The organism is bacterium (genome assembly GCA_020440705.1).
Classification (GTDB): domain Bacteria; phylum Krumholzibacteriota; class Krumholzibacteriia; order LZORAL124-64-63; family LZORAL124-64-63; genus JAGRNP01.
Window position 1 is genome coordinate 14,332 of sequence record JAGRNP010000045.1, and the last position, 13,315, is coordinate 27,646.

Sequence of the window (13,315 nt, forward strand, 5' to 3'; positions counted from 1 at the left end):
CGAAGATAACCCGCGCCCCTCCGAAAGGCACCCGAATGTTCGCATCGGCCGGATCCGGCAGCACCGTGTTCGACACGCCCCTCGGCCCGGCGGGGTTCGCCTGGACCCCCCGCGGCGTGACCCACCTGGAGATCGGCCATGCCGATGCGGCGGCCACGCTCGCCGCCCTGGCCGCCCGGACCGCCGACGCGCCCGCGCCCCGGCGGCTACCGGCGCCCGCCAGGGCCCTGGTCGAACGTCTCCGCCGGCACCTGGGCAAGGGCGGCGAGGACTTCGTCGACGTGCCGGTCGACACGCCGCAGGCGTCGGCGTTCTCGCGGCAGGTGTGGCGGGCGCTGCGGAAGGTGCCGGCGGGCAGCGTGGTGACCTACGGCGAACTGGCCCGCCGCGCGGGACGACCGGGCGCTGCGCGCGCCATCGGCCGCATCATGGGCGCCAACCCGGTGCCGGTGATCGTGCCCTGTCACCGCTGTGTGGGCGCCGACGGGCGCCTGACCGGATTCTCCGCCGCCGGCGGCACGGTCCTCAAGGCCCGACTGCTGCACGTCGAAGGGTACGTGCGTGATCCCGAGCACGCGGCCGGACTCGCCCACCTGTCCCGCGTCGACCCGAAGCTGCGCGCGATCATCCGGCGGGTCGGCCCGTACCTCGCGGTGCCCGAGCCGCGCCGACCCGACTGGGACACCCTCGTCATCGCCATCGTCCACCAGCAGCTCTCGGTGAAGGCGGGCCAGACCATCGCGGGCCGCGTGCGCGACCTGACGCCCGGCCCCAGCCTGCCGACCCCATCGGAGATCCTGGCCCTCGACCCGACCACCCTGCGAGCGTGCGGCCTCTCGAACGCCAAGGTGGCCTATGTGCGCGACCTGGCGGCCCACGTCGCCGACGGACGGCTCGACCTGCGGGCGCTGCACCGCCGCGACGACGACGAGGTCATCGCCCAGCTCACCCGCGTCAAGGGCATCGGGGAGTGGTCGGCCCACATGCACCTGATCTTCCATCTCGGGCGCCTCGACGTGCTGCCCGTCGGCGACCTCGGCGTGCGCATGGCGGCGGCCCGCCTGTACGGATTTCCCGAATACGCGTCGCCGGCCCAGCTGCGCGAGCTGGGTGAGCGCTGGCGGCCGTACCGGTCGATGGCGTCGTGGTACCTGTGGCGGGCCCTGGATGGCGGAGGACTGAAGTAGGATGGGGCCGGGCGGGTTGTCCGGGGCTGGCGCGAATGGTGGTTCAAACCCGCGAACCGCTTGCCGGACAGGAGTTTGTTCACAAAGCGAACGATGTCGTGATTTTTCCGCTTGCGCCGGCAGTGAAAACGACTAACATCTTCAACAAGACTTGGCAGAGTCTTCAGAACGCGGCTTCCAAGAGCCCGTTGTTTGATAAGCCGACCCGGATTTGTCCGAGCCCTTCGCGATCCCCCTTGCGCTTCGGCTTGACAGGTCCGGGTTCGGCGTATCCAGCACCGACGTTCCGGTTTCTTGCGTCCGGCCCGCCCGAACTCCCTGCTGCGATATTCCCGTTCCGATTTTCAGCACGGCACAGGCGATCCCGACCCGGGTGCGAGGGCACCGGATCACCGCCATGTGGCCGACCGGGTCTCGCCCGAGCCCGGCCGGCCACTGCGGTCCCCCTTGCGAAGTGAGGCCCTCTCAGCCCTGGATCCCGCGGGGTGCACGGTCTTCCGCGAGCTGCAATCCCCCACTCGAACCCCAAGCGGGTGAGCCTCCCGGGATCCAACACCTTTTTTTGACTTTTTCGGGCTATCCGGGGTCGCCTGACCAGACTCCGTAAGCCGGCCGCTGGACGAACGCCGTCAACCTCCCTATCATCATGCAGTTCGGGGCCCGCAGGCCCCACCGTATCGGATATCGAAATCCCTATCGTCACCCGGGATCGCCATGCATACCGAATTTCGTCCCCATTCCTCCGAGGTTCCCTCGTCCTGGCCGGAGCACCTGCTCCGCCTGGCGGCGCAGTGGCGCGAGGCGACCGACGGGCGCCAGCGGGAGCGGCTGCGGGAGCGGATCTGGGTGCTCGTCGTCGGGGCCCTGGCCATGAACGTGCGCCGGCAGGCCGCGCAGCGGGCGAAAGCCGACCCTGAATGGGCCTACGACGTCTCTGTAAAAAAGGCGTTGGAAATTCTCGGCGCATTCGCTCGGGGAGATTGGGAGCCCGGGGACTACGCCCCGGCCCAGCTGCAGAAGTACTTCGCGCTGCTCGCCCGGAACGCGGTGATCGACACCTTGCGCTCCGGTTCTCAGCGTCAGCGGGAACGGGAAGTCGGCGACGCGCCCCTGGCGGCGGTCCCGACGCCCACACCGGGAGCGGAGCAGCAGGTCACCCACCTGCGGCTGGCCGAGTCGGTGGCCGCCTGCGCGGCCGGGCTGACGCGGCGGGCCCGGTTGGTCTGGTTCCTGCGGGTCTTCTGCGACCTGCCGACCGTGCGGATCGCGTGCCACCCGGCGGTGCGCATGCAGCCCGGAGCGGTCGATATGAGCTTGACGCGGAGTCGGCGGGCGGTTCAGGATTGTCTCGAGAAGAGGGGATTCGAACCGGCGGACGTGGGTTCCGGGGCGTTCATCGCCTGCTGGGAAGTGTTCCGGGAGGACAGCCGGCTCATGCGCGAGTCGTTCGAGGGAGAAGAACGGGAATGACCCCTTCCGCGCCTCACCCCACCGAGGACGCCCTGTTCCTCGTGGCCCAGGACCTGGCCGACGCGGCGGAGACCCGCGCCGTGCTCGATCATGTGCGCTTCTGCCGTCCGTGCGCCGACCGGCTCGAGGAGTTCGTGCTCACGGCCGAGCGCGCCCGGGCCGATCTGCCCGCGTCCTTCGCCGCGGCGGTCCCGGCGGCCGCCCCGGTCGCCCGGCGTCGACTCCGTCCACGGCTCGTGGCGGGAATCGTCGGCCTGGCGGCGGTGCTCGCCGTCGCGATCATCCTGCCCCTGTCGAGCCCGCCCCCCGCGGGACCCGGCGTCTACTGGATGAGCACCGAGTTCGAACTCTCGGCCATGCGCTCGCGGCCGTCGGTGCCCCCTGCGGGACTCATCGATGCCCTCGGCCTCTACGAAAGCCACGATGCGCCCGCTGCCGTGGCCGCGCTGTCCGAGCTCGAACTCGCACGCGGCTGGGCCGATCTGCGCGACGTGTACCTGTACGCGGCCCTGGTGGCCGAGCAGAGGTTCGCGGAAGCGGAAGCGGTGTACGACCGCCTCGCGCCGGACACGCTCCCCTACGAGCAGCGCCTCGCGGTGCGGTGGTACCGCTACACCCACCTGCTCGCCAGCGGCGAGACCGACGCCGCCGATCGCCTGCTGCGCCGACTCCGGACGGCGCCCGGACGCATCGGGGAACTGGCCCGGGAGGAAGCCGCCCGCCGCCGGATCGTGAGCTGAGCACTCGTCCCCGCCCCCGCCGGTCCGGCCCGATCCGGGCGCCCGCTCAGGGCAATCCGAACAGCGCGAATCCCGACCAGTAGATGGGGTGGCCCCAGGGCCGGTGGCCGTCGCCGTCGCGAAGGTCGCGCAGCCAGTGCTGGGCCTCCGAAAGGGCCCGGCCCGCCGACATCGGCGTCGCGGTGAATCCGGCCCGCGTGCCCGCGTACCGCCCCGAGTAGTTCTCGTAGAAGCGCTGCATGACCAGGCCGGTCGCCTCGTCGTTGACGTCCCACAGACTGGCCACCACGCGGCGCGCGCCCAGGCCCAGCAGCACTTGCGACAGACCGTGGTATTCGTACAGCACCGCGCCGAACATGGTCACGGTCGAACAACCCGACAGGACCATCAGCTCCGGTGCGAAGTCGTAGCCGTAGAGAAGCTCGCCGGCTTCGAGACGCTGCGGCGCGCGCGCTTCGCTGCCCACCACGAGCGCCTGCCGCTCGGCCGTCGTGACCTGCTCGGCGTGCCCCGCGAAGTGGACGAGATCGAACGTCGCCAGCTCCCCGTCGGCATCGAGTTCGGCGAGCGACCGCTCGATGTCGTCTTCGCCGGTCAGCGCGACGACATCGGGATAGAGCCGCTCGAGCACCTGTTTCTCCTGATCCGGCCAGACCAGGTCCCCCGCGGGGCCGGCCGAGGCGATGACGAGGGCCCGCGTCTCGGTGCGTGGGGGCGCGGCCGCCTCGGCCTCGGACAGCGACACGAAGAGGTTGGCCGCCGGGATCATCATGAAGGTGGGCGGCATGTTGCCGCCGGCGTATACGATGGCCGGAATCGTCATGCCCACCGAGACCACGGTCTCGATGCCGTCGAGCAGGGGCGCGACGTTGGCGAAGGCCCGCTGGTTCTTGCGCAGCAGCACCCGCTCGAGCTCCGGGTCGGGCGGCACGTGGACCGGCCAGGCGACGGCCCGCATCAGCATGCGCGCGGTGGCGGCGTTGTCGTCGTTGTTGGTGTCGAGAACGGCACCCCGGGCCGAGTTGGCCCGCACCCACTGCAGCGGCCGGTCACGCCGCAGCACCATCACCCAGAGGTCCTGCTGGCGGATGGTCCGGTCGGGGAAGTTCTTGCCGCCGATCGAGATGTCGAGGGTGGAGATGAGCGCGGTCCGCGGCGGAAGGACCGCCTGGACGTCGGCCGCCCCGTAGGAGAGGCTGCCGATCTCGTCGGCCTTCTGCCGCAGCAGATCCTGGATCCCGGCCCAGGCCTCCAGGGCATCGAGCGCGAGCCGGAGTCCCGTCTCCGGATCCTGCGGACCCGCATCGAAGGCCTCGAAGACCGCCTGGACCCGGCCATAGAGATTGCGCAGGCGGGTGCGGTAGGGAGCCCCGTCCCCGCGCAGCCAACGCTGCAGGCAATGGAACTCCTGGGTCACGGGCGAGTCCTGGCGGGCCAGGATCTCGAAGGTGCCCTCGATCCGGTCCTGCTGGAGCATGGTCCACAGGAGGCGTCGGTAGCCGGTCAGGGAGCAGCCGACCCGCCCGTAGCCGAAGGGAAAGTCCGGACGCGCCGATTCGTAGATCGCGATCTCGCGGCGGGCCAACCGTTCGCAGCGCGCGAAATCGCCGGCGAGGGCCGCCTCGTCGAAGCGCATCTCGGTGATGGTGCCGTTGAGGGTGTGGTCGCGCAGATCCAGCCGGGCGTATTGCGACTCGGCCTCGTCCAAGAGGCGCTGCGCCTCGTCCCACCGGCCCGCCTCGTTCAGGTTCCAGGCGAGCCAGACCATGTTCTCGGCCGTGTCGGGATGAGGGTCGGGCAGGTGGGCCCGCCGATAGGCCAGGGCCTTCTCGTACAGGGGAACGGCCACGGCCGAGCCGTGGCGACGGCGCTCGAAGTTGGCCTGCGCCTGCAGCAGGCGCCCCCGGACCGCCTCGTGGCCGGGCAACTCCGCCAGGAGGGCCGCCGCGTCGGCCAGGACCGGCGTGGCGCGGGGCACCCCCCAGAGCCGGCGATCGAGCCGGCCGCGCCAGAGCAGGGTCTCGGCGAGCAGACCGGGCCGGTCGGCGCGGTGGCGTTCCGCCAGGGGGACGGCGGCCCGCAGCGCCATCTCGGCGGGCAGATGGTCGCCCGATTCGTGGCTGAAGGCGGCGATGCTGTTCAGGATGGTGACGATCAGCGCGGTGTCCGGCGCCGCGGCGTGCACCTCGTCGGCCAGGGTGCGGACGGCGAGATCGAGGGCGGAGATGTAGTCCTGACGCCAACGCAGCAGCTCGACGCGGTCGAGCGCGGCGACGGCGGTCGGGGTTTCGTCCTCGGCGGCGGCGGGCCCCGCGGCCATCGCGGTCACCCACATCAGGCACAAGGCCACCGCCAGGACCGGCACGCGATAGGGGGCGATCACGCCGGACTCCCTCGGCTCCAAAAAGTAGGAGGCGCCTCCTGCCGGAGGCGCCTCGCTCGACCTCTCCGGGCGCGATACTAGCGGCCCGGGCACTCCGCGGCAATCGCCGGATCGATGTTCTTGTCGGCGTACGCCTTGTTCCACTGGGCGGCGAAGTCGCCGGCCAGCTTCTGCGCGCGCTGGCGGTAGGCGTCCTTGTCGTTCCAGGTGTTGATCGGGAACAGGATCGAGGCGTCGGAGACGCCGGGGCAGGTCGTCGGGACCCACACCTTGAAGATCTCGTCCTGCTTGTACGCGACGTCCTTCAGCGACCCGTCGATGGCCGCGGTGACCATGGCGCGGGTCAGCATGATGTCCATGCGCTTGCCGACGCCGTAGGGGCCGCCGCTCCAGCCGGTGTTGACCAGGTAGACCTGGGTGCCGTGCTCGTCGAGCTTCTTGCCCAGCAGGCTGGCGTAGTCGTCCGGGTTGCGGGGCATGAAGGGCGCGCCGAAGAAGCGGCTGAACGCGCTCACGGGCTCGGTCACACCGGTCTCGGTGCCGGCCAGCTTGCTGGTGTAGCCCATGATGAACCACAGCATGGCCTGCTCCTTGGTGAGCTTGCTCACCGGGGGCAGCACGCCGTTGGCGTCGGCGGTCAGGAAGAGGATCGTCTGCGGGTGGCCGCCGGTGCTGCTGGGCTTGATGTTGGTCAGCGACTCGAGCAGGTACGACCCGCGGCTGTTCGGCGTGTAGCGGTCGTCGAAGAGATCGAACGTGCCGTTGGGGTACATCATCGCGTTCTCGATGATGGCGCCGTGCTGCTTGTAGTCCTTCTTCTCGAAACAGGCCTTGTAGATCTCCGGCTCCTTCTCGGGATTCAGGTCGATCAGCTTGGCGTAGCAGCCGTTCTCGAAGTTGGCGGTGCCCGTGTCGGACCAGCCGTGCTCGTCGTCGCCCAGCAGGGCGCGGCTCGCATCGGCGCTCAGGGTGGTCTTGCCGGTGCCGCTCAGGCCGAGGAGCAGGGCGATGTCGCCGTCGGCGCCCTCGTTGGCCGAGCAGTGGATGGGCAGGATGCCCTCGGCGGGCAGCAGGTAGTTCATGACCGTGAAGAGCATCTTCTTGCAGCTGCCGCAGTAGGCGGAACCGTAGACGACGCCGATGCGGCGGTCGAAATCGGTGGCGATGACCATGGTGCTGGTGCCGCCGATGCGCTCGTCGACGCGCAGCCGGCCCTCGTACCGCTTGGGGTCGAGCTTGTTGTCGGGGCAGACGAGCAGCGTGAACGGCTTGTCGGCAAAAATGCTCTGCTCGATGCCGGCGGGCACGGGCCGGAACATGTTGTCCAGGAAGAGCACGTTCAGGGCCTTGTTGGAGACCGTGGTCACGGGCAGGGCGTAGCTGGCGTCGGCGCCGACCACGCGGTCGCTCACGTAGACGCCGCCGCTGCCCTTCAGGGTCGCCAGGGCGTCCTCGACCAGCATGTCGAAGGTCTCCTCGTCGACGGCGATGTTGTTGGCCGCCGTCCAGTCGATGGTCGCGGCGCTGGAGTCGCGCTTGACGATGATGGTGTCCTTGGGGCTGCGTCCGGTGGACTCGGGGCGGGTCCAGGTGGCCAGGGCGCCGTTCTGGCTGACCAGGGCTTCGCCGTTGTCGACGCAGGCCTGGATCAGGTCGGGCCGCTTCATGTTGCGCTTGATGTTCGAGCCGGCCAGCAACTCTTCGAGACGTTTCTGGAAACTCATCGCCGTGTCTCCTTGATCTGGTGATCAACCGGTGGGGCAGGGCCACCAGCCCTCCGCCGGCAGCGCGCAGAAAATACAAGACAAGCAGGGCCTGTGATTCGGCTCACAGATCCTGTTGGTAACCCGACCAAGTTAGGCAGTCATGGAGGGGGAGACAAGCGGTTTCTGGCCCGCCGGAGCGCCGCAACGCGCCCATTGGCGGCTCCGGCGCGACCATGAGAATCAGTATCGCCCCCTAGGGTTCCGTGCGCCCGAGGGCCCGCAGCCGCGGTTCCGGGTTCTCGCCCAGCCGCACCCCCAGCCCCAGCCGGAACGACCAGGCGTGGCCGCCGAGCGGGGTGCCGCCCGGGTTGCGGTCGCCGATCAGCTCGCAACGGCCGTCCAGCCGCGAGAAGATCCGGCCCCCGCGGTCCAGTTCCATGCGCCAGCCGGCGCCGAGAGCCAGGTTCCAGGTGGCCAGGGCCCAGTCCGCGTCCTTGAACGGGGCCACCGTGTCGTAGCCGATGCCCACGAAGCCCTCGACGTGGTGCCGCCCGCGCCGCCAGAGCCCCAGACCCGTCTCGCCGGCCAGGAGCAGGGCGTTCCAGCGATCGGAGAACGCGTCGACGCCCTTCTCGGTCACGAAGTAGGGCGACGCCGACCGCCCGGCGCGCACCTCGATCGCCAGTCGGAAGAACCACGAGCCGGTCCACTGCTCGACCATGCCGCCGGCCAGGTTGCAGCGGCCCACCCGGCCGAGGTCGCCGCCCGGATCCCAGCCGCCCCAGTAGCCGGTCAGCAGGTAGGGCGGATCGAGATTCTCGAGATAGGCGATCTCCTCGTCGTAGTAGTACTGGAGCCAGCTGTCCGCGAGCTCGTCGTGCTCGAGCCGGGGCCAGGCCGCCTCGGGCTGGCCGCCGTAGAAGAGGCAGAAGAACTCGGCGACGCTGCCCTCGTCCTGGTGGGGCAGCAGCTGGGCGGCGAAGTCGACGGTGAAGGCGTCGAAGAGCTGGGCGTTGGATCCGGCCGGCGGCGCCCGGTGCGGGTCCCAGCGTTCGGCGAGCCAGTCGATCACCTCGAAGCCGTATTCGCCCTCGTCGAAGACCCCGTCCCAGATGCTGGCCAGGATGCGCATGCGGCCCGCCGGCTCGCCGATCTCGCAGCCGTCCTCGAGGCCGAGCAGCAGCTCGTAGAGCAGGTCGGGCCGATCGTCATAGACCAGCCGGGGCGCCTCGGTGTGCAGGGCGTCGGCGCGGCGCTCGCAGGGCAGGTCGGTGACGACGACGGCGGGGACCGCCGCGTCCGTCCCGTCCGGCGGCGGACCGTCGTCCTGGGCCCGGGCCGGCGCGGCCGCCGCCGCGAGCGCCATCGTCAGGACCAGCCATGCCGCGCGCCGGCCGCTCACCTCAGAGCTCGGTTCCCGGTTCGATGACGGTGCCCTTGGGGATGATCGTGATGCCGTCGACGATCCAGCGCCGCTCGCCGTGGTACATCTCCACCTCCGGGTGGGGCCTGATCACCACGTTGTCGCCGATGCGCACGTTCTTGTCGATGATGCAGCGCTCGATGTGGCAGTTGTGGCCGACGCCCATGGGCGGCAGCGCCCCCGCGCCGGTCGGCAGGCCCTCGTCGAGCTGCTGCTCGCCCTCGTAGAAGTCGCTGCCCATCATGACGACGTCCTTCAGCACGGCGCCGCGCCGCACCCGCCCCCGCACGCCCACGATCGAGTTGTCGATGCGCGCGCCGGTCACCGTCGAGCCCTCGACGATCATCGAATCGCCGATCTCCGAGGCGACGATGCGGCTGGGCGGCAGGGCGCGGCTGCGGGTGTAGATGGGCCAGTCGCCCTGGTAGAGGTTGAAGGCGGGCTTGCGGTCGACGAGCTCGAGGTTCGCCTCGAAGAACGAGGCGATGGTGCCGATGTCGCGCCAGTAGCCCGCGAAGGGATGGGCCATGACCTTGTACTGCCCGATGGCGTCCGGGATGACCTCCTTGCCGAAGTCTGTCTTGTCCGGGTCGGCCAGGACCGCCTTGAGCACCTTCGGCTCGAACACGTAGATGCCCATGCTGCCGAGGTAGCGGTCGCCGTCGATGGCGATGCCCTGGCGCGCGAAGAGCTCGCCCGGCGCCCGGAAGCGGTCGATGACCGCCGGGTCCTTCGGCTTCTCGACGAACTCGGTCACCTGGCCCGCGTCGTCGGCCCGCAGCAGTCCGAGGCGCGAGGCCTCGTCCCGCGGCACCGGGTAGACGCCGATGGTGATGTCGGCGCCGGACTCGCGATGGGCCCGCACCATCTTCGCGTAGTCCATGCGGTACAGGTGATCGCCGCTGAGGATGACGATCTGGTCGGTGGCGTAGTACATGGTGTGGTTCAGGGTGGCCCGCACCGCGTCGCTCGTGCCCTGGAACCAGTCGCTCTTCTCCGGCGTCTGCTCGGCCGCGAGGATGTCGACGAAGCCCTGGGTGAAGGTGTCGAAGGCGTAGGTCTGCATGATGTGGCGGTGCATGCTGGCCGAGAGGAACTGGGTGAGGATGAACATCTTCTTGATGCCCGAATTGATGCAGTTGCTGATGGGGATGTCGATCAGGCGGTACTTGCCGGCGAAGGCGACGGCCGGCTTGGACCGCTCGAGGGTCAGGGGATAGAGCCGCGTGCCGCGCCCTCCTCCCAGGATGATCGCTGTCACGTTCTGCACGGGTCGACTCCTTGGCTCGGGCCTCGGGTGGGCCATGTCCTTGTAAGATATGCCACTTCGTCGGGTCCGCAGCAACCGTTTTGGTCGGGACGCGCGGATCGGGTCGGGACGCGCGGCGCCCGGATCCGGGCGTGCGGGGTCATGGGCCGCCTCAGCGCCGCAGCCCCCGGTGGGCCGCCCGCCGGACGACCCCCCGCGGCAGCAGCCGCACCAGCACGGTGAGCAGCCGGTTGCGCACGCCGGGCACGACCACCGCCCGCCCGGCCAGGAAGCCCTCGTAGCCCGCCCGCGCGGCCACGGCCGTGTCCATGCGCCGGGCATCGCGCCGGGCCAGCTCGGTGCGCGCCGCCGCGACCAGCTCGCCCGTCGCGTCGCGCGCTTCCGGCGGCAGCATGGCGTCGGTGGTGAAGAAGCCGCTGCGCGTCGGTCCGGGACAGAAGGCGGTCACCGTGACGCCGCGGCCGCGCAGCTCCTCGTGCAGCGCTTCGGAATGGTGCAGCAGGTGGGCCTTGGCGGCGAAGTACGAGGCCATGAGCGGGCCGGGCTGGAATGCCGCCGTCGAGGCCACGTTCAGCACGCCGGGCCCGGGCCCGGGCGTGCCGGCGGCGGCGACCATGGCCGGGAGCAGGCGATGGGCCAGCCGCATGGGCACGGCCACGTTCAGTTCGAGCAGGTCGTCGTGGACCTGCAGCGGACGCGCCAGGAAGGGTCCGTAGGCGCCGATCCCGGCGTTGTTCACCAGCACGCGGATGCCGAGCCCGAGGCGGGCCAGCTCGGCGACGAGGGCTTCCACGGCGCCCGGCGCGGTGAGGTCGAGGGGGATGACGTGGACGGAGACCTCGTGGTCGCGGCGCAGGGTCTCGGCGAGGGCCGTCAGGCGGGCCGCCCGGCGCGCGACCAGCACGAGGGGATGGCCGCCGGCGGCGAAGAGGCGGGCCAGCTCGAGCCCGATACCGGAGCTGGCTCCCGTCACCAGGATGTGGTGCAGGTGCGGGGAAGCGGCGGCGGCGGGGGCAGGGTCCGACAAGAGTTCACCGCTCCCGGGCGAGGGTCCTAGGTCGCCTTCCGATGCACGGGGTCGGCCCCGATCCGCGCCGAGAAGGCCAGAGCCGCCGAGTTGATGCAGTATCGCAGTCCCCGGGGCCCGGGTCCATCGCCGAACACGTGGCCGAGATGGCCCTCGCAGCGGCGGCAGCGGACCTCGGTGCGCACGGTGCCGTAGCTGATGGCCTTGAGCTCGGTGACCGCATCGGGGGCGAGGGGCGCCGTGAAGGCGGGCCAGCCGTGGCCGGAGTCGTACTTGTCGGCGCTGTCGAAGAGGCCCTGTCCGCAGGCGACGCAGTGGTAGGCGCCGTCCTCGCGGTGGTCCCAGAAACGGCCGGTGAAGGGGCGCTCGGTGCGGCCCCGGCGCACGACGTCGTACTGCTCGTCCGAGAGCAGGTGGCGCCATTCGTCGTCGGGGCGGGTGGCTGTCTGCTTCGCCCGCACGGGTTCCGCGGTGGTCGGGGTGTCGGGTTCGCCGGCCAGCAGGGCGCGCAGCAGGCCGAAGGGCGCGCGCGGGGACCGGCGCACGCGGCGCCGCGGGGCGCGGGGCGTCCAGAGGTTCAGTCCCAGGGCCGCCAGACCCGCCAGCAGCGTCGCGATGACCAGGATTTCGAACACGCGGCGAACCTCCGCTCCCCGGTCGGGCCGGGGATTCGGTGCGGATCCGGAGAGACGGGAAACGACCGCCGGCACCCCGCGGGGGCGCAGGCGGTCGTTGGAATGCCGCGCGGTCCGATAGGTTCCGGCTAACCGCCCAGGGCCTTGTTCCAGGCCGCGACCTGGTCGGCCATCTTCTCGAGCAGGGGGGCGGTGTCGCCCTCGATGCGGACCGAGGTGATGCCGTCCCGGCCGGCGATGGCGTTGACGACGTCCTGGTCGGCCGGGCTCGCGACCTTGCCGAAGACGGTGTGCTTGCCGTCGAGCCAGGGGGTCTCCACGTGGGTGATGAAGAACTGGCTGCCGTTGGTGCCCGGTCCGGCGTTGGCCATGGACAGCACCCCGGGGGCGTCGTGGCGCAGGGCGGGCGTGCACTCGTCGGCGAAGCGGTAGCCGGGGCCGCCGGTGCCCGTGCCCTCGGGGCAGCCGCCCTGGATCATGAAGTCGTCGATGACCCGGTGGAAGCACAGGCCGTCGTAGAAGCCGCGCTGGGCCAGGTTCACGAAGTTGGCCACGGTCAGGGGGGTCTGGTCGGCGAAGAGGGTCAGGTTGATGGTGCCCTTGTCGGTCTCCATCACGGCTTTCAGGTCGGCCACGGATCTCTCCCTTGGTTCGGTGTTGATGCGTTCGCGATACCGTTGCGAAGATGGGCGCTGCGGGCAAGATAGTCCACCGGGGATCGCACCGCCGCCCGGTGCCGACTTTGCGGCAGACACCCCGCGACGGCTTGGGGTAAGCTGGCCGCCGGAACTCCAGCGGAAGGCCCTGCCATGTCCCCGTCCATCGCCAGCAAGATCGTGCTGCTGCTCCTGCTCGCCGTGATCACGGCCGTCTTCTTCGCCATGATCAAGGGATTCCTCATGGCCGTGCTGCTGGCCGGGATCTTCGCCTCGCTGGCCCAGCCGCTGTACCGCCGCCTGCACCGGGCCTGCGGCGGCCGCGACGCGCCGGCGTCGGTCGTCACGCTGCTGATCATCGTGCTGGTCATCATCCTGCCGCTGGGCGCCCTGCTGGGCGTGGTCACGGCCGAAGCCATCAAGGTGGGCAACTCGGTCACGCCGTGGGTGCAGGACAAGCTGGCCCATCCGGACCAGGTGATGGTGTGGCTGCAGGGGCAACCGTTCTACGACCGCATCGCCCCCTACCAGGACGACATCCTGACGCGGGCCGGCCAGATGGTGGGCCTGTTCTCGCGCTTCCTGATCAACAACCTCTCGGCCGCGACCACCGGCACGGTGCACTTCCTCTTCATGCTGATGATCATGCTCTACAGCATGTACTTCTTCCTCAGCGACGGCGGGAAGCTCATCGACCTGATCCTCTACTACCTGCCCCTGGAGGACGCCGAGGAGCGCCGCCTGCTCGAGAAGTTCCGCTCGGTCACCCGCGCGACCCTCAAGGGGACGGCCGCCATCGGGGCCCTGCAGGGCGGACT

At 70.4% G+C, this 13,315-nt stretch carries 11 protein-coding genes; 4 read left to right on the forward strand and 7 right to left on the reverse strand.

Annotated elements, in window-relative coordinates:
* The first annotated feature begins 35 nt into the window (after nt 1-35).
* The 3 genes from KDM41_08685 (at nt 36) to KDM41_08695 (ending at nt 3,397) form a co-directional block, all read left to right on the forward strand.
* A complete protein-coding gene (locus KDM41_08685; GenBank protein MCB1183497.1) occupies nt 36-1,187 on the forward strand; it encodes a methylated-DNA--[protein]-cysteine S-methyltransferase in 1,152 nt (383 codons plus the stop codon).
* A 714-nt stretch (nt 1,188-1,901) separates the two neighbouring features.
* Nucleotides 1,902-2,657, forward strand: coding sequence for a sigma-70 family RNA polymerase sigma factor (locus KDM41_08690; GenBank protein MCB1183498.1), 756 nt, complete (start codon nt 1,902-1,904; stop codon nt 2,655-2,657).
* A complete protein-coding gene (locus KDM41_08695; GenBank protein MCB1183499.1) occupies nt 2,654-3,397 on the forward strand; it encodes a hypothetical protein in 744 nt (247 codons plus the stop codon). Before KDM41_08690 ends, KDM41_08695 begins: the two co-directional genes overlap by 4 nt.
* 46 nt (nt 3,398-3,443) lie before the next feature.
* Here KDM41_08695 and KDM41_08700 read toward each other — a convergent pair whose 3' ends face one another.
* From KDM41_08700 to KDM41_08730, 7 genes are all read right to left on the reverse strand, one after another.
* Nucleotides 3,444-5,780 (reverse strand): CHAT domain-containing protein, encoded by a 2,337-nt coding sequence (locus KDM41_08700; protein MCB1183500.1) that lies wholly within the window; start codon nt 5,778-5,780, stop codon nt 3,444-3,446.
* A gap of 77 nt (nt 5,781-5,857) precedes the next feature.
* Nucleotides 5,858-7,504, reverse strand: a complete 1,647-nt coding sequence (locus tag KDM41_08705; GenBank protein ID MCB1183501.1) for a phosphoenolpyruvate carboxykinase (ATP) — start codon at nt 7,502-7,504, stop codon at nt 5,858-5,860.
* Between the two features lie 235 nt (nt 7,505-7,739).
* Entirely contained in the window at nt 7,740-8,888 is a 1,149-nt protein-coding gene (locus KDM41_08710) for a hypothetical protein (protein ID MCB1183502.1), read from the reverse strand.
* 1 nt (nt 8,889) lies between these two features.
* Nucleotides 8,890-10,215, reverse strand: coding sequence for a glucose-1-phosphate adenylyltransferase (locus tag KDM41_08715; GenBank protein MCB1183503.1), 1,326 nt, complete (start codon nt 10,213-10,215; stop codon nt 8,890-8,892).
* A 115-nt stretch (nt 10,216-10,330) separates the two neighbouring features.
* Nucleotides 10,331-11,167 (reverse strand): SDR family oxidoreductase, encoded by an 837-nt coding sequence (locus tag KDM41_08720; GenBank protein ID MCB1183504.1) that lies wholly within the window; start codon nt 11,165-11,167, stop codon nt 10,331-10,333.
* Nucleotides 11,168-11,232: 65 nt separating this feature from the next.
* The gene (gene msrB / locus KDM41_08725) at nt 11,233-11,667 is read right to left on the reverse strand and encodes a peptide-methionine (R)-S-oxide reductase MsrB (protein MCB1183505.1); all 435 of its coding nucleotides are present in this window, start codon (nt 11,665-11,667) and stop codon (nt 11,233-11,235) included.
* A 302-nt stretch (nt 11,668-11,969) separates the two neighbouring features.
* Nucleotides 11,970-12,455 carry a peptidylprolyl isomerase gene (locus tag KDM41_08730; GenBank protein MCB1183506.1) on the reverse strand — a complete coding sequence of 162 codons (486 nt, stop codon included), beginning with the start codon at nt 12,453-12,455 and terminating at the stop codon, nt 11,970-11,972.
* A 195-nt stretch (nt 12,456-12,650) separates the two neighbouring features.
* Here KDM41_08730 and KDM41_08735 point away from each other — a divergent pair.
* Nucleotides 12,651-13,315: AI-2E family transporter (locus KDM41_08735; protein MCB1183507.1), on the forward strand; the 665-nt coding region annotated here is incomplete at its 3' end.